14 protein-coding genes and 1 pseudogene are annotated in these 15,601 nt (G+C 44.8%); 13 read left to right on the top strand and 2 right to left on the bottom strand.

Annotated elements, in window-relative coordinates; all coding sequences use genetic code 11:
- Nucleotides 1-624, bottom strand: a 624-nt coding sequence (locus ACE5CV_RS05850; protein ID WP_374949232.1) for an MBL fold metallo-hydrolase, incomplete at its 3' end; no start/stop codon positions are given.
- Between the two features lie 179 nt (nt 625-803).
- Between ACE5CV_RS05850 and ACE5CV_RS05855 the strand changes: the two genes are divergently transcribed.
- The 3 genes from ACE5CV_RS05855 to ACE5CV_RS05865 all read left to right on the top strand — a co-directional run bounded on the left by ACE5CV_RS05855 (nt 804) and on the right by ACE5CV_RS05865 (nt 3,836).
- Entirely contained in the window at nt 804-1,961 is a 1,158-nt protein-coding gene (locus ACE5CV_RS05855; RefSeq protein WP_374949233.1) for a zinc-dependent alcohol dehydrogenase, read from the top strand.
- A gap of 63 nt (nt 1,962-2,024) precedes the next feature.
- Complete coding sequence (locus ACE5CV_RS05860) at nt 2,025-2,885, top strand: SDR family oxidoreductase (protein ID WP_374949234.1); 861 nt, start codon at nt 2,025-2,027, stop codon at nt 2,883-2,885.
- Nucleotides 2,886-3,035: 150 nt separating this feature from the next.
- Nucleotides 3,036-3,836, top strand: a complete 801-nt coding sequence (locus tag ACE5CV_RS05865) for an SDR family NAD(P)-dependent oxidoreductase (protein WP_374949235.1) — start codon at nt 3,036-3,038, stop codon at nt 3,834-3,836.
- 52 nt (nt 3,837-3,888) lie between these two features.
- Here ACE5CV_RS05865 and ACE5CV_RS05870 read toward each other — a convergent pair whose 3' ends face one another.
- Complete coding sequence (locus ACE5CV_RS05870; protein WP_374949236.1) at nt 3,889-5,217, bottom strand: Gfo/Idh/MocA family protein; 1,329 nt, start codon at nt 5,215-5,217, stop codon at nt 3,889-3,891.
- Between the two features lie 183 nt (nt 5,218-5,400).
- Between ACE5CV_RS05870 and ACE5CV_RS05875 the strand changes: the two genes are divergently transcribed.
- From ACE5CV_RS05875 to ACE5CV_RS05920, 10 genes and pseudogenes are all read left to right on the top strand, one after another.
- Nucleotides 5,401-6,090: a class I SAM-dependent methyltransferase gene (locus ACE5CV_RS05875; protein WP_374949237.1), complete on the top strand. Its 690-nt coding sequence runs from the start codon at nt 5,401-5,403 to the stop codon at nt 6,088-6,090.
- Nucleotides 6,091-6,264: 174 nt separating this feature from the next.
- Nucleotides 6,265-6,816: a hypothetical protein gene (locus tag ACE5CV_RS05880; RefSeq protein WP_374949238.1), complete on the top strand. Its 552-nt coding sequence runs from the start codon at nt 6,265-6,267 to the stop codon at nt 6,814-6,816.
- A gap of 175 nt (nt 6,817-6,991) precedes the next feature.
- A complete protein-coding gene (locus ACE5CV_RS05885; RefSeq protein ID WP_374949239.1) occupies nt 6,992-7,933 on the top strand; it encodes a hypothetical protein in 942 nt (313 codons plus the stop codon).
- A gap of 5 nt (nt 7,934-7,938) precedes the next feature.
- Nucleotides 7,939-9,486 (top strand): phosphatase PAP2 family protein, encoded by a 1,548-nt coding sequence (locus ACE5CV_RS05890; RefSeq protein WP_374949240.1) that lies wholly within the window; start codon nt 7,939-7,941, stop codon nt 9,484-9,486.
- 10 nt (nt 9,487-9,496) lie between these two features.
- Complete coding sequence (locus ACE5CV_RS05895; RefSeq protein WP_374949241.1) at nt 9,497-10,309, top strand: hypothetical protein; 813 nt, start codon at nt 9,497-9,499, stop codon at nt 10,307-10,309.
- A gap of 195 nt (nt 10,310-10,504) precedes the next feature.
- The gene (locus tag ACE5CV_RS05900; protein ID WP_374949242.1) at nt 10,505-11,488 is read left to right on the top strand and encodes a hypothetical protein; all 984 of its coding nucleotides are present in this window, start codon (nt 10,505-10,507) and stop codon (nt 11,486-11,488) included.
- A 105-nt stretch (nt 11,489-11,593) separates the two neighbouring features.
- Nucleotides 11,594-12,058 carry a RidA family protein gene (locus ACE5CV_RS05905; protein ID WP_374949243.1) on the top strand — a complete coding sequence of 155 codons (465 nt, stop codon included), beginning with the start codon at nt 11,594-11,596 and terminating at the stop codon, nt 12,056-12,058.
- A 2-nt stretch (nt 12,059-12,060) separates the two neighbouring features.
- Nucleotides 12,061-13,176, top strand: a complete 1,116-nt coding sequence (locus tag ACE5CV_RS05910) for a D-TA family PLP-dependent enzyme (RefSeq protein ID WP_374949244.1) — start codon at nt 12,061-12,063, stop codon at nt 13,174-13,176.
- Nucleotides 13,177-13,185: 9 nt separating this feature from the next.
- Complete coding sequence (locus ACE5CV_RS05915; RefSeq protein ID WP_374949245.1) at nt 13,186-14,256, top strand: dipeptidase; 1,071 nt, start codon at nt 13,186-13,188, stop codon at nt 14,254-14,256.
- Between the two features lie 9 nt (nt 14,257-14,265).
- Nucleotides 14,266-15,601: pseudogene (locus ACE5CV_RS05920) on the top strand (glucosidase); the annotation flags it as partial.

The raw sequence follows: 15,601 nt of genomic DNA on the forward strand, positions 1-15,601 counted from the left end.
CAGATCGGCCACATACAGGATCTGTTTGCCTTTATAGCTGATCTGCGGCAGCATCATTGCATCGGTATGGCCAAACACGTAGCGGATGTTGATGTGGTCTGTAAAAGCGATACCATCATCAACCCCTACAAATTTTAACTGACCGCTTTCCCGTATAGGCAAAATATTTTCTTTCAAAAACGACGCCTTTTCGCGATCATTGGGATTAACTGCCCATTCCCAATGCTGCTGGTTGCTCCAATAATTGGCATTCTTAAACGCGGGCTTAAACACCTCGCCATCCCGTAAAACGGCGCCGCCAACATGGTCAAAGTGCAGGTGGGTTAAAAATACATCGGTAATCTCATCGCGGGTAAAACCCAAATTTTTTAAAGAGTTGTCCAGGGTGGCATCGCCATGCAGATAGTAATGGCTAAAGAATTTTTCGTTTTGCTTGTTTCCTATGCCTGTATCAATCAGCATTAGTTTGTCGCCGTCTTCAACCAGTAGGCAGCGCATCGCCCAGGTACAAAGGTTATTTTCATCGGCCGGGTTGGTTTTATGCCATATGGATTTAGGCACTACACCAAACATCGCACCACCATCTAATTTAAAAAAACCGGTATCGATAGTATGAAGTTTCATAATCCCAAATGTTTGCTGGGTCAAGTAACAGATTTTCGTTCTCAAAAACAAGGCAGCAATTGCCCGGTAATCACGTAACCTAAATTAATGGCAATATTTATAATGACTAATTTAAATAAATTTCTTAAAACTATAATTTAGTTAAAGCTGTTGTCTAATAAATAAAACTAAACAAACTTATGAAAGCAGCAGTATTTCACAAACCAGGCGACATTCGCTACGATACAGTAGCCGATCCGCGCATAGAACACCCGAGAGATGTGATCCTTAAAGTTACATCAACCGCAATATGTGGTTCCGATCTGCATATCCTGAGCGGCGGTGTTCCGCAGACCGAAGAAATGGTCATGGGACATGAATTTATGGGTATAGTGGAAGAGGTTGGTGCCGAAATTACCACCCTCAAAAAAGGCGACCGGGTAGTGGTTCCGTTTCCGATAGCTTGCGGGCATTGTTTCTTTTGCAACCACGGCGCATCGCCAAGCTGCGAAAATTCCAACTACAAACATTATGGCCCTAACGGCGACATGCTTGATCAGAAAGGTGCTGCGCTTTTCGGTTATACCGATCTGTATGGCGGTTATTCAGGCGGACAGGCAGAGTATGTACGCGTACCTTACGCCGACATTAGCCCCCGTATAGTCCCTGATAATATGACTGATGAGCAGGTGCTTTTCCTTACAGATATTTTCCCTACCGGCTGGTCGGCAATTGACTGGGCGCAGCTTAAAGGCGGCGAGGTTGTAGCCATATTTGGTTCGGGGCCTGTTGGTTTAATGGCGCAAAAGGCAGCCTGGATAAACGGTGCAAGTCGCGTAATTGCTATTGACCCCTTAGATTACCGTTTGGATAAAGCCAGGTTGGTAAATAAGGTAGAAACACTTAACCCTAACGACGTAGATGTTGTTGAGGCAATACGTGAAATGACCGGCGGCCGTGGTGCCGATGTTTGTGTAGACGCCGTTGGTTTTGAGCCTGAGCGTACCTTCCTTGATAAAGCGAAAGCTGCTGTAAACTTTGAGGTGGGCAGCATGAAGGTACTGGATATGGCGTTCAAGGCAGTACGCCGCAGCGGTACGGTTACTATAGTAGGCGTTTACGGCTCTACTTATGATAACTTCCCGATGCACAGAATCTTCGATAAAGGGTTAACTATTCGTCAGGGCCAGGCACCGGTGATAAATTATATCGATCACCTGATAGACCTGGTTAAAGAAGAAAAGGTTGTACTGGATGATATCATATCACATACACTGCCGTTGAGCGATGTAACCCGCGGATATGAAATATTTGACAAAAAACAGGAAGACTGCGTAAAAGTAGTGCTGAAACCATAAAGATTGTTGTGTGTTTTTAACCGGCCGGAAGTTGATAGAGCCGGCCGGTAATTTTATTTAACTATGGAAAATAAAGAAGGGGAAGAAATACCCGAAAAGCAAGACCATCAGCCGGGAGTGGAAAGCGAAATGCAGCCAAGGCCGGAGTATATAAAGCCCGGTTATCGCGCCGCAGGAAAGCTTGACGGCAAGGTAGCTTTGATAACCGGTGGCGACAGTGGTATAGGCAGGTCTGTTGCTGTGCATTACGCCAAAGAAGGAGCGGATGTAGCCATTGTTTACCTTGAAGAAGATGGCGATGCAGAACGTACCAAAGATTTGGTGGAGGCCGCAGGCAAACAATGCCTTTTAATTAAAGGCGATGTTAAAGACCGGGATTTTTGCCGTAGCGCTGTGCAGCAAACTGCCGCTAAACTGGGCGGGCTTAACATCCTTGTAAACAATGCCGGTGTGCAAATTCCGCAGAAAGAATTCAGGGATATTACAGAAGAGCAACTGGAGATTACTTTCAAAACCAATATTTTCGCTTATTTCCATTTTGCAACTGCAGCCCTTGACTATTTAAAAGCAGGTGATGTAATTATCAATACCACATCGGTAACAGCGTACAGGTCGTCGCCAAATCTGATAGATTACTCATCAACTAAAGGTGCGATCACCACATTTACACGGTCGCTTGCCACTAATCTGGTTAAAAATAATATCAGGGTTAACGCGGTAGCGCCAGGCCCGGTTTGGACACCGCTGGTAGTATCTACCTTTGATGAAGAAAAGCTTAAAGATTTCGGCAGCGAAACTGCTATGAAACGTGCCGGTCAACCATCAGAAATCGGTCCGGCGTATGTATTCCTGGCATCAGATGATTCATCATTTATCACCGGGCAGGTCATACACATAAACGGTGGTGAAGTGGTAAACGGATAAAATGAACAGTAACCATAAATGGCAAGGTTTATGTACTAACCCTAACTGTATACACAGGCCGATCTGATAACAAGCTTTGTGAGGTACAATCTTCGCAAGCGCCGGTTTATTAATTCGGCTTCATCATATAAACGATTAAAAACTAAAACTATGAGCAACGAAAGCAAATACGCGCTGATAACCGGCGCAACAAGCGGAATAGGCAAAGAGCTGGCAAAACTTTTTGCGCAGGATAAATACAATTTGATCATTGTATCCAGGGATCAGCAGGAATTGGATAAAACCGCCGTTGAACTAAAGCAAAACGGCATAGATGTGATCACCATAGCCAAAGACCTTTTTAACCGTGAAGAAGCTTATGCGCTTTGCGATGAAGTTAAACAAGCAGGTATACAGGTTGATGTTTTGGTGAATGATGCAGGGCAGGGTTTTTATGGAAAGTTCCAGGATAACGATCTGGAGCGTGAATTAAAGATCATTGATCTTAACATTGTATCATTAACAATCTTGACCAAACATTTCCTGAAAGAAATGGTGAGCCGCAATGAGGGTAAGATACTTAACCTTGCTTCAATTGCCAGTACCACTCCGGGGCCTTGGCAGGCGGTTTATCATGCAACAAAAGCGTACGTTTTATCTTTAACGGAAGCTATCCGTGAAGAGGTAAGGGACACAGAAATAACTATTACCGCTTTGCTGCCGGGTGCCACCGATACCGATTTCTTTAACAAGGCAGAAATGCAGAGCAGCAAAATTTTGCAGGATAAATCGGCATTGTCCAACTCTGCTGATGTAGCAAAAGATGGTTACGATGCCTTGATGGCAGGTACGGATAAAGTTGTATCCGGATTTAAAAACAAAGTGCAGGTAGCGATTGGCAATATCACGCCGGAATCAACACTTGCTCATATGATGAATGAGCAGCAAAAACCTGTAGATCAGGGTCAATAAAATTCGCCAGATGTTATATAAAAAAGGGCCGCTTAGTAGCGGCCCTTTTTTATTAATCTTCTTTTGGCGCCTGGCCGCGGAAGGCGTCCGTTTTAGTGATCCGCTCCAACTTGACCACCTTACCGGTGCGGGCCGATTCATAGATCGCTTCCATGATGATCTGGTCTTGCAGTCCTTCTTCCCCCGGTGTATAAGGCTCTTTATTTTCCATTATGCATTGCGCCATATGGTCGAGCTCTATAGCAAACTGATTTTTTTCACCCATATCCGGCGACATACGTGTTTCTAATTTGCCCTGTGCCTGCGATGCTTCCATGCGTAAACGGTGATAATCAAACGCCGAGTCGAGGCCGAACCAGCCGCCATTGTCGCCATAACAGCGGTACCTGCGTGATTTGTGTACGCCATAAGATGTAGATGCACTTACCATTGCCCCAGCAGGAAAGTTCATTTGCCATTGTACCGTTTCCTCAACTTCCTTAAACCTAACATCGCCGGGCGTGCTGTAGATGCTGGCCATAACACTTTCCGGCTCTTCGCCCAAGATAAAACGGGCCGTGTTAAGACAGTACAAACCAATATCAGGTAAAGAACCGCCACCGGCCAGTTTTTTATTCAATCGCCACTGGCCCGGCTCACCGATGTTTTGGGTGTTAACCAGATCAATCATTTTGATTTTGCCAAAGTGTTTGTCGCGCGCCCACTGCATGGCAAGGCGATTATGCGGCTCGTACTGGATGCGATAAGCGATCATCAGCTTTTTGCCTGCATCCTTACACGCTTTAATCATTCGCCTTGCTTCGGCGGATGTGTTGGCCATAGGTTTTTCACAAAGCACGTGCTTACCGGCTTTTGCAGCGCGTATGACAAATTCTTCGTGCATTCCGTTTGGTAACACAATATATACCGCGTCTATTTCGGGGTTGTTTTTTATCTGGTCAAAATTTTGATAGTTGTAGATATTCTTTTCCGCGATACCGTATTGCTTAGCCACTTTACCGGCCTTATCCGGGCTGCCGCTTACCAGGGCAACAGGCTTAGCAAATTTACACGCGCCAAAGGCCGGCATAATTTCGCCTAACGCAAGGCTCCCAAGGCCAACTATTGCAAAGCCAATACGTTTTTGCGGTTCAACAATCGCAGGTAAGGGCGCTTCCTTTTGCTCTGTCTCAGCGTCCCTGGGCGGTAGTTTAATGCGGATGGTGTCGGCCATTGTTTTAGGATACTGCGACGGCAGGTTCTGCGCACTGGAGGTGCAGCTTGCCAACTCACCAATAGCAGTTACCGCCAGGATGCCCAAACCCGCGCTCTCTATAAATTTACGGCGGTTTAATCCGCCTGTACCATCCGTTAGGCTATTTGATTGGTTATTGTTGTCCATGGTTTGTTAGTTTTATAGTTGTTATAACCACAGCATTTAAAGAGCTTTGTTTGATAAAATTTTATTTATCAGAAAGAAAATGTGCTTTAAAGAAATGTTATCAGATAGAGTAATCCTTTACCCGATAAATTCGGCGAAATTTTAAATTACATTGCTTTTATTTGATCAATAAACTAACAGGTATTGGAAGATATATTCGGGCAGGCACTACATGATCATTACAAAGGCACAAAGCGCAACAAGCTTTGGATCAATAATCGTTACGGCGCAAAAGAAGAAATGCCGCTGGATGTTTACTTTCGCACGGAAGAAGAGATGCCCGATCTGGAACTGATCGCCCTGCAGCATTGCTATGGTAAGGTGCTTGATGTTGGTGCAGGAGCCGGCAGTCACGCACTCATATTGCAGCAACAGGGGTTGGATGTTACCGCTATGGATATATCCGGCCTGGCAGTAAGCATCATGCAGGAGCGAGGGGTAAGCAACGCTATTAGTGCCGATATTTTTGACTTTAATTTAACCAGGTATGACACCCTGCTATTAATGATGAACGGTATCGGCTTAACCGGCACAATCCAGCGTTTTAACCAGTTCTTAAAGCATGCTGAAGAATTGTTAAACATCGGCGGCCAGCTTATTTTCGATTCATCCGACGTGGCTTACCTTTACGATAATCCGCTGCCTCACAGTGAACGTTATTATGGTGAAATAGCTTACCAATACGCTTACAAAGGCAAGAAGACCGATTGGTTCAATTGGCTTTACATTGATAAAAACCAGTTAATAGCTACATCCGCGGCAGCAGGTTGGAAGGCCGAAATAATTTATGAGGATGATATGGATCAATACCTCGCACGGCTAACACGTGCATGAGTATTATTAACATATTATTGTACATAATCCTTATAATTGATCTTATACATAAATAGAGCTATAGGTTACAAACTCATTCTCTAATTGTTTCGAAATTTTTCAATTTTTTGCATTTGATATTATATTTAATATATTTACCAGAGTATTAAACCAATTGATACCCCCTAAATAGTAGTGAAAAGGTTATTTGCAATGTTTTTGTTGTGTGTGCATCTGTTTAATACAGGTGGATATAACCTTATCTTTCAATATTTCATCCACCGGTCCGAAGTGCAGATGGTTAAAAACATCTATGAAAATAAGGTGGATGCAACCCAACTCATTCAGATAAAAATACCAATGCAATCGCCCGGCTTAAAAGACTGGGCCGATTACGAGCACATACAGGGCCAGGTACAATTAAAAGATGCCTTTTACAATTATGTGGGTGTTAAAATGACCCACGATACCATGTACCTGGTATGCGTTGCAAATGACGCCAAGACAAAATTAGTTAACGCCAACATTATTGTGGCTAAGCATGTAAGCGACGTTCCCGTAAGCAAAAGGGGGCAGGAGACACCTGTAAAAAAATCGGCCACCGGTTTTGAGTGCAGCATTCCGCTGGCGCAATACAAATTCCTGGCGTTTGCTAACCTTATTGAAGTTAAGAAAAATCCTATATCTGCCTTATTACCGAATCCCTACATCGAATCTCCGGGCAAACCGCCCAATTTCAGCGCTTAAAATATATTTGATTTTAAGAATTATCCCTTACATTTTTTACTGTGCCCTCACTACCGGGGAATAGTTTTTCATCTTGCGTTTTTCCGGTTGCTGGTACCCGGTAAAAAATGTAAAGGATATATTAACACGCTATAAAAAATATGCGTGTGTTAGCTGATTACCTTAATTAAACTATATGAAATTTTTTATACAAAATGCTTACCGGTATTTTGTGTCTCTTGTTGCTTTGATAGCATTAACGCAAACTGTTAATGCCCAAACCGAAAGCGACGCATTAATGATACCTAAAAACTATGTTTGCATTGCAGGGATGTATGCCCACAACAATTGGGATCATTATTGGGAAGGCACCTTTAACCGAAATAACCTTAACCTTGGCACTGTCAGCAGTAATTTTTACAACCTTGGCGTTGTTTACGGCTTAAGTAACCGCATCAATGTATCGGCATTTGTGCCTTATGTACAAACCAATGTAACTGCCGGTACCTTACGGGCACAACGTGGTGTGCAGGATATTTACCTGGCCTTTAAATGGATGGCTGTAAGAGAACAACTTGGTACAGGCCTGCTTAGCTTCCATGCAATTGCAACCGGATCTATCCCTTTGGGCAATTACCAGCCGGATTATTTACCCCTTGCATTAGGTAGCCGTAGCCGGGGCGTTGCTTTGCGCGGACTTTTAAATTACCAGGTAGGCCGCTTTTTTGTTGCCGGCGCCGGCCAATACGTACGCAGGGATAACATCAGTATCGATCGTGATGCGTATTATACTACAGAGATGCACTATACTAACCAGGTAGCTATACCAAATGCCACCAACTTTTTAGTAAGCGCTGGTTTCCGCAGTCTTCAGTTAAACGTAGAAGCAATCGCTACCAAGTACACTACATTAGGCGGGTTTGACATCACCCGTAACAACATGCCGTTTCCAAGTAACCGCATGAATGCCACCGCAGTTGGTGGTTTGGCTAAATACATGTTTCAGTCAATTCCCGGACTTGAGCTAACCGCCGGATCAAACTATGTGGTAGCAGCCCGTAACGTAGGTCAAAATCTGCAGGTATTCGGTGGATTAGATTACATTTTTGCGGTTAAGAAAGAAAAGACCGATAAATAAATCATATGAAAAAATTTATACTCTATATAGTTCCCGTGTTTGTAGCCGTGATAGTAACTTCTTGCAAAAAGGATATTACGGAACGTAATGAAACCTATCCGGCACTGGCACCTGCCAATATCGACATTAACGCCGACACCTGGGCGCCGATATTAACAGCCACTACAACGTTCACTATACCTGCGCCGGATGCTGTTACATCGCCCAACTATCTGGCAGATCTGAACGAGATCAAAAGCTACCAAAAGAATATCACTGATGAACAACGCCAAATTGTAAAATACTGGAGCGCGGGCTCCGTATTGCGTTGGAACGAGATTTTACGCGAATTAGTGGCCAAGCATAACCTGCCGCCTTACCAAAAGGAAGATGGTACATACCCATTTCCAAGCGCGGCAAATCCGTTAGCTTATCCTTTATTTCCGTTCTCTAATCCACCGTACGCGGCACGTGCCTATGCTTATATTAGCGCTGCACAGTACGATGCGTTAGTGCAGTCCTGGAAATTTAAAAAGCAATTCAATCGCGCGGCACCTTATACTAATGATGCATCGGTACAGGCTTTGATTCCAAAATCAAGCTTACCTGCTTATCCGAGTGAGGATGCTGTTGTAGCAGGCGTAACTGCTAAAATGATGGAACTGCTTTTCCCAGGCGATCTCGATTATATTCAGCAGAAAGTAGCCGAAGAGAAATTGTACCGTTTAATTGCCGGGGCTAATACCCGCTCTGATATGGATGCAGGCGAAAACCTGGGCAAACAGGTTGCTAATGTGTTTTTAGCACGCGCCCGTGGCGACAAAGCAGGTGCAGCAATTGGTACCCAGGCAGATTGGACAGCTTTAGAGACGACTACAGCAGCCACTGGCCAAACACCATGGATAAGTCTGGAGCTACCTAAACGCCCGCCGATGCTACCGCTGTTTACTAAAGTAACACCATTCTTGTTCTCATCTTCCGATGTGGTGGCACTTCGCCCGGCACCACCACATTCAACCTCATCGCCTGAATTTAAAAAGGAGGCTGATGAAGTTTTGGCAATGAGTAATGATCATAGCCGCGAACATGAGCGCATTGTAGCATTCTGGGCAGACGGTGTAGGTACAGCAACCCCTCCGGGTCATTGGAACTCAATAGCCGCCGAAGAATTTGTGAAACAAAACTACAGTGAAGTACGCTGGGCCCGCAATTTTGCATTGCTAAACATGGCCGAGATGGATGCGGCAATTGTTTGCTGGGATGCTAAGTATTACTATTTTAATCCGCGCCCAACGCAAATGTTCGCCAATATTAAAACGCTTACCGGTATTCCTAACTTCCCTTCGTATACATCTGGTCACTCTAACTTTAGTGGCGCTGCTGCTACTGTTTTAAGTTACCTTTTGCCAGACAGGGGTACTAAGTTTGTAGATATGGCGCATGAGGCAGCAATGTCAAGGCTATACGGCGCTATTCACTATCGCAGCGATTGTGAAGTTGGTTTACAAACAGGTGTTAAAGTTGGCCAATACGCTGTTGCCAGGGGTAAGGCTGATGGTGCAGGCATCCAATAAGCTGATGAACATGAAAGCCCTGACAAACGAACAAAAGATCCATTATACTCTGCGCTTTGCGGTAGCTATGTGCTTTATTGGCCATGGCGTATTTGGAATTATTACTAAAGAAATTTGGTGTAATTACTTCGCGGTTTTTGGGATTGGCAAATCAACGGCTTACTCTTTAATGCCCTGGGTCGGAGTAGTCGATATATCAATGGGACTGATTATGCTGGTTTACCCGGTTAGAGCCATTGCACTTTGGCTTATTATCTGGGGTTTGTTAACCGCATTTATGCGCCCAGCATCCGGCGAACCGTTTGCAGAGCTTATAGAGCGCGCGGGGAATTATGGTGCACCGTTTGCTTTGCTGATCTTGTCTGGTGGTATCAAAAACTTCAAACACCTTTTTGTTCATATCAATCCCGAAGCGACAGTATCCGCAAAAACGATAGCAAATTTAACGCACTGCCTTAAAGTGGTTGTTTTTTTACTGCTCATGGGCCATGGTTGGCTAAACATTATCGAAAAGAAAGGCCTGCTTAATCAATATGCTGCACTTGGTTTTTCACATCCGGGTAAAGTAGCCACGTTTGCAGGGGTATTTGAAATTGCTGCCGCCTGTATGGTGCTGATCAAACCTGTTCGGTCTTTGATTATTGCGCTGTTCGTCTGGAAAGTTGCTACTGAATTATTATACCCGCACTATGAGGTTTTTGAATGGATAGAGCGGGGCGGCAGTTACGGCGCTGTCCTCGCATTATGGTTCGCGCTAAGGCAAACGTCTCCATCTGCATCAACACTATTCAACAGAAAAATTATCAGCCAAAAAGCAATTTAATTTTTTAAAGCCTGTCGTAACAGGTTGCCGCCGTGCTTGCTGCATGGTGGTATATTTTTTAACCAAATCTAAACACATACAAATGAAATTTTCAATAAAATTCCTTTTAGAGATTGCTATATACTTGCTTATCAACACAAATAATGTAAATGCACAGGTTGTGTAGCTATCCGCGGCAATGGCTCGTTCCAAACTATGGATCATCCAATGCTCGACTCAAGCATCACATCAAGTAAAAGCTGGTACTTTACCGCGTCTTACCGCTACTTTAAATCATTTCGTCACTTCTCTGGCATTGCCGAGCAGAAGCAGCGCCAGACATTAGGAAACGCCGTTATTAATCATCAAAGCACTATAGACCTGGGCATTACCCGCAACTTTAACCAGTTTTGGTCGGTAACTGTTGGTATGCCTTATTTGATCAAAAGCCGTTCGTCGTTGTACGAACATGGCGGTAAAGAAAGGCATTCGTCATCTTCCAACGGCATCGGCGATATGCGTATTGTAGCCAATCGCTGGTTGTTTAACAGTCAGAAAACGCATAAGGGCAATATTCAGGTAGGCTTGGGTGTAAAATTGCCAACCGGCGATTACAACGCCATGTCGACTTTTTATAACGTAACTCCGGTCGAGCGCCCGGTAGACCAGTCTATCCAACTAGGCGATGGCGGCGTTGGCATCATTGCAGAGGTTAACGGTTTCCTCAATTTTGGTAAGTCGTTTAGCGGATATACCAACTTGTATTACATGGCAAATCCGCGTAACACTAACGGTACACGTACCTATCGCGAAACCTTGCGTGCAACACTGGCCAATGAAGCCAATACAAGCGTTCCTGATCAGTTTCTTGCCCGTTTAGGTGCTAATTACACTATACAAGGCAGGTCAAGCGCATTAACCGTTTCGGCTGGCGCCAGGTTAGAGGGTATCCCGGTTTATGATCTGATAGGCAAAAGCGATGCTTTCCGCCGCCCGGGTTATATTTTATCCGTTGAGCCTTCTTTAAATTACAGTCTTAAAAAAATCAACTTTTTTGCCAATGTGCCTATTGCCGTTAAACGCGACCGTACACAAAGCGTTACAGATAAAGAGAACAGCGCAAAAACCGGCACCTTTGTAATTGGTGATGCGGCTTTTGCAGATTATTCCATCAATTTTGGTGTAGCTTTTAAATTGTAATATATAGTTTCTTAATAATTATCAAATTGGTTAAAGCCGGGGTGGTTCCCGGCTTTTTTATTGCCTTGTTGTTTCATTTTTGCCAACTCTTTATAGATTTACAGAATGAATACTGCCGAACAAAACTTTGCAGCGCTGGGATTAAGTTTACCGCCTGCACCAAAGCCTTTAGGTGTTTATAAACCATGTTTGATAGATGGAAAATACCTGTACTTATCCGGCCATGGAACGGTGCAGGACGATGGCAGCCTGATCATTGGACGCATCGGCGCCGATATGACCCTGGAAGATGGTAAGCTTGCTGCGCGGCAGGTAGGGCTGGCCATGCTTGCCACTATAAAAGCAAACATTGGCAGCCTGGATAAGGTAAAACGGGTGATCAAGGTGTTAGGCATGGTTAATTGTACACCCGATTTTGAAAAACATCCATTCATCATAAATGGCTGCAGCGAACTTTTTGCAAGCGTTTGGGGCGAAGAGAATGGTATTGGAGTACGCAGCGCGGTGGGCTTTGGCTCGTTGCCTGATAACATCCCGGTGGAGATTGAAGCACTTTTTGAGTTGGTTTAGCTATGGGGCAGAAAGAATGGTACATTATTGATAATATAAATGAGATAGATACACCTGCGTTAGTTGTTTATCCGGATAGGGTGCTGCAAAACATCGATCTGCTAAAAACGATGGTTGATGATGCCGGCCGGTTACGCCCGCATGTAAAATCTCATAAAAGCATTGACGTTATCAAATTGATGCTGCAAAACGGAATTGAAAAATTTAAGTGCGCGACAATTGCCGAGGCCGAGATGTTGGGCATGGCAAGCGCGCCTGATGCGCTGGTAGCGTATCAACCTAACGGGCCAAAACTGGAGCGATTTATTGCGTTAATAAAAGCTTATCCCGACACGGCATATTCCTGTTTGGTTGATAACAGGCAAACTGCTTTAGCTATTTCAAATAAAGCTATTGAACATAGCATTTCAATATCAGTATATATTGATTTGAATGTTGGCATGAACAGAACCGGGATCATTCCCGATAACAGCGCGTTAACGCTGTATAAAGAGTGCCTAACACTGCCCGGTGTAACGCTGAGGGGCCTACATGCCTACGACGGCCATATACATGACAGCGACTTTGAAATTCGGGAACAGCGGTCGGAAACCAGCATGGTACCCGTGTGGAAATTAATAGACCAGATCACAGCCGCCGGTTTAGGCAAGCCAGATCTGATTGCCGGAAGTTCGCCTACTTTACCGGTAATTGCCAGGTTAAAAGAAATTGATATTAGCCCCGGCACCTTTATTTATTGGGACAAAGGTTACCAGTCGGCTTATCCGGAACAACCTTTTTTGCCTGCTGCGTTACTTATTGCACGGGTTATTTCGTTACCTGAAAACGGCAAAGTTTGTATCGATCTTGGGCATAAATCTGTTTCTTCCGAAAGTGAATTAAGCAAAAGGATTTTTTTCCTGAACGCAACCGATTTGAAATTTATAGGTCATAGCGAAGAGCATCTAGTGGCGGAGGCAGGGTTAGATCATAATTATAAAATTGGTGATATACTTTATGGCCTGCCTTACCACGTTTGCCCGTCGGTTGCCTTGTATGAACGTGCGTTAACCGTTGTGAACAACGCTGTTAAAGGTGAATGGTTAACTACCGCCCGTGATCGGAAGATCAATATTTAACTAGTAAATATGTTTATAGTAGATGCCCATCTGGACCTGAGTATGAATGCGCTGGAGTGGAACCGCGATTTGCAGTTGCCTGTCGCAGCCATTAACCAGCGAGAAGAGGGCCTGACGGACAAGCCGGACCGGGCAAGATCTGTGGTATCCTTGCCTGAGTTGCGAAAGGGTAATGTTGGTTTGGTGGTTGCTACGCAGATAGGCCGCTATGTTGCACCAGGTAATAATTTGCCCGGCTGGCACTCTCCCCAACAGGCATGGGCCCAAACCCAAGGGCAACTCGCTTGGTACAAGGCAATGGAAGATGTTGGTGAAATGGTACAGATAAACGATCTGACCAGCCTTGAGCAGCATCTGCAATTATGGGCCGTTACAAATTTGCCAACTCAAAAGCCCATTGGCTACATTTTGAGCTTAGAGGGTGCGGATTCGCTTATAGATATTAGTTACCTGGCAAAAGCGTATGAAAACGGATTGCGGGCGGTTGGCCCTGCACACTATGGCCTCGGGCGCTATGCTAACGGCACCGATGCAACAGGCAAAATGGGAGCAGATGGCCTGCAGCTGCTTAAAGAGATGGAGCGTTTAAATATTATTTTAGATGCCACTCACTTATGCGATGATGCCTTTTGGCAGGCTTTAGATAATTTTAACGGGCACGTTTGGGCAAGCCACAATAATTGCCGGGCACTGGTTAACCATAACCGCCAGTACAGCGACGATATGATCAGAGCGTTGATAGATCGCGGGGCGGTGATAGGTGTTGCCCTTGATGCGTGGATGATGGTGCCCAACTGGGTGAGGGGACAGTCAACCCCGCGTCAAATGAATTGCAACCTGCAGGTAATGGCAGATCATATTGACCATATTTGTCAATTGGCAGGCAATACCCTGCACGTAGGCATGGGAACAGATCTGGACGGCGCTTTTGGAAAAGAGCAATGCCCGTATGATTTAGAAACCATTGCCGATCTGCAAAAAGTACCTTACCTGCTAAAAGAGCGTGGTTACAGCGATACCGACATCGAAAATATGATGCATGGTAACTGGCTACGGTTTTTACGAAACGCATGGAAATAACAACCGCAAATGGGTGCTGAAAGCGAAAGATTAAAACAAACGGGCTGGAAAAAATGGGGGCCGTACGTAAGCGACCGGCAATGGGGCACCGTAAGGGAAGATTATAGCGCAAATGGCAACGCGTGGGATTACCTGCCGCATGATGTGGCCCGCAGTAAAGCTTATCGCTGGGGCGAAGATGGTATTGCAGGTATTTGCGATAATGATCAGTTTTTATGCTTTGCAATTGCCCTGTGGAACAAGAAAGATCCTATCATAAAAGAACGCTACTTCGGCCTTAGCAATGCAGAGGGGAATCATGGCGAGGATGTAAAAGAGCTATATTATTATCTGGATAATACGCCCACCCATTCTTACATGAAGATGCTGTACAAATACCCGCAGCATGCTTACCCTTACAATCAACTTTTAACGGAAAATAAACAGCGGGGACTTAACCAGCCGGAATTTGAACTTACAGATACCGGTATTTTTGATAATGACGAATACTTTGATGTATTTGTAAAATATGCCAAAAACAAAACGGACGAGATCCTTATTAAAGTAACGGTGCATAACCGTTCCGCCGTTACTGCATTATTAAACTTATTGCCCACCATATGGTTCCGAAATACCTGGAGTTGGGGTTACGACAGTCAAAAACCGCAATTAACGGCTTTAAACAATGGCCAAATCAAGATTGATCATAACGGATTAGGCGAGATGTGGCTTTCGGCAGAAGGCGACTGCAAGCCCTTGTTTTGTGACAACGAAACTAATCCGAACCGTTTTAACGGCATCGTACAAACAGGCCAATTTTATAAAGACGGCATAAATGATCATCTGGTTAATGGTGCTGATACTGTCAACCCGAAACTGAATGGCACTAAAGCAGCCTTGAATTACGATCTCGAAATTGCTGCAGGGCAAAGTATCACTGTCCGGCTTAAGTTAGCTGCTAAGCCTGATAGCGGTTTTACCGATTTCGATGCCATATTCGGGCAGCGAGTAACAGAGGCCGACGAGTTTTACCAGGAGTTACAACCTTCGGGTGATTTGGATAAAGCCAACATCCAGCGCCAGGCATTTGCGGGGATGCTGTGGAACAAGCAATTTTATTACTTCAATATCCACCAATGGTTAAACGGCGACCCTGACGGGCTCACCCCACCTGATAACCGTAAAGACGGCCGGAACAGTAAATGGCAGCATTTTAATGCCTGCGATATCATCTCCATGCCCGACAAGTGGGAGTATCCCTGGTTTGCCGCGTGGGACCTTGCATTCCATTGCATTCCGCTGGCAAGTGTCGATATGGCTTTCGCTAAGCGCCAGCTTAATCTTCTGGTACGCGATTGGTATATGC

Source organism: Mucilaginibacter sp. (assembly GCF_964263795.1).
GTDB lineage: Bacteria > Bacteroidota > Bacteroidia > Sphingobacteriales > Sphingobacteriaceae > Mucilaginibacter.

What these genes read in the sequence shown, in the direction of transcription:
- ACE5CV_RS05915 (WP_374949245.1), top strand. Translation starts at nt 13,186, where the DNA reads ATGTTTATAGTAGATGCCCATCTGGACCTGAGTATGAATGCGCTGGAG.
- ACE5CV_RS05905 (WP_374949243.1), top strand. Translation starts at nt 11,594, where the DNA reads ATGAATACTGCCGAACAAAACTTTGCAGCGCTGGGATTAAGTTTACCG.
- ACE5CV_RS05855 (WP_374949233.1), top strand. Translation starts at nt 804, where the DNA reads ATGAAAGCAGCAGTATTTCACAAACCAGGCGACATTCGCTACGATACA.
- ACE5CV_RS05870 (WP_374949236.1), bottom strand. Translation starts at nt 5,217, where the DNA reads ATGGACAACAATAACCAATCAAATAGCCTAACGGATGGTACAGGCGGA.
- ACE5CV_RS05890 (WP_374949240.1), top strand. Translation starts at nt 7,939, where the DNA reads ATGAAAAAATTTATACTCTATATAGTTCCCGTGTTTGTAGCCGTGATA.
- ACE5CV_RS05910 (WP_374949244.1), top strand. Translation starts at nt 12,061, where the DNA reads ATGGGGCAGAAAGAATGGTACATTATTGATAATATAAATGAGATAGAT.
- ACE5CV_RS05865 (WP_374949235.1), top strand. Translation starts at nt 3,036, where the DNA reads ATGAGCAACGAAAGCAAATACGCGCTGATAACCGGCGCAACAAGCGGA.
- ACE5CV_RS05895 (WP_374949241.1), top strand. Translation starts at nt 9,497, where the DNA reads ATGAAAGCCCTGACAAACGAACAAAAGATCCATTATACTCTGCGCTTT.
- ACE5CV_RS05860 (WP_374949234.1), top strand. Translation starts at nt 2,025, where the DNA reads ATGGAAAATAAAGAAGGGGAAGAAATACCCGAAAAGCAAGACCATCAG.
- ACE5CV_RS05900 (WP_374949242.1), top strand. Translation starts at nt 10,505, where the DNA reads ATGGATCATCCAATGCTCGACTCAAGCATCACATCAAGTAAAAGCTGG.
- ACE5CV_RS05885 (WP_374949239.1), top strand. Translation starts at nt 6,992, where the DNA reads ATGAAATTTTTTATACAAAATGCTTACCGGTATTTTGTGTCTCTTGTT.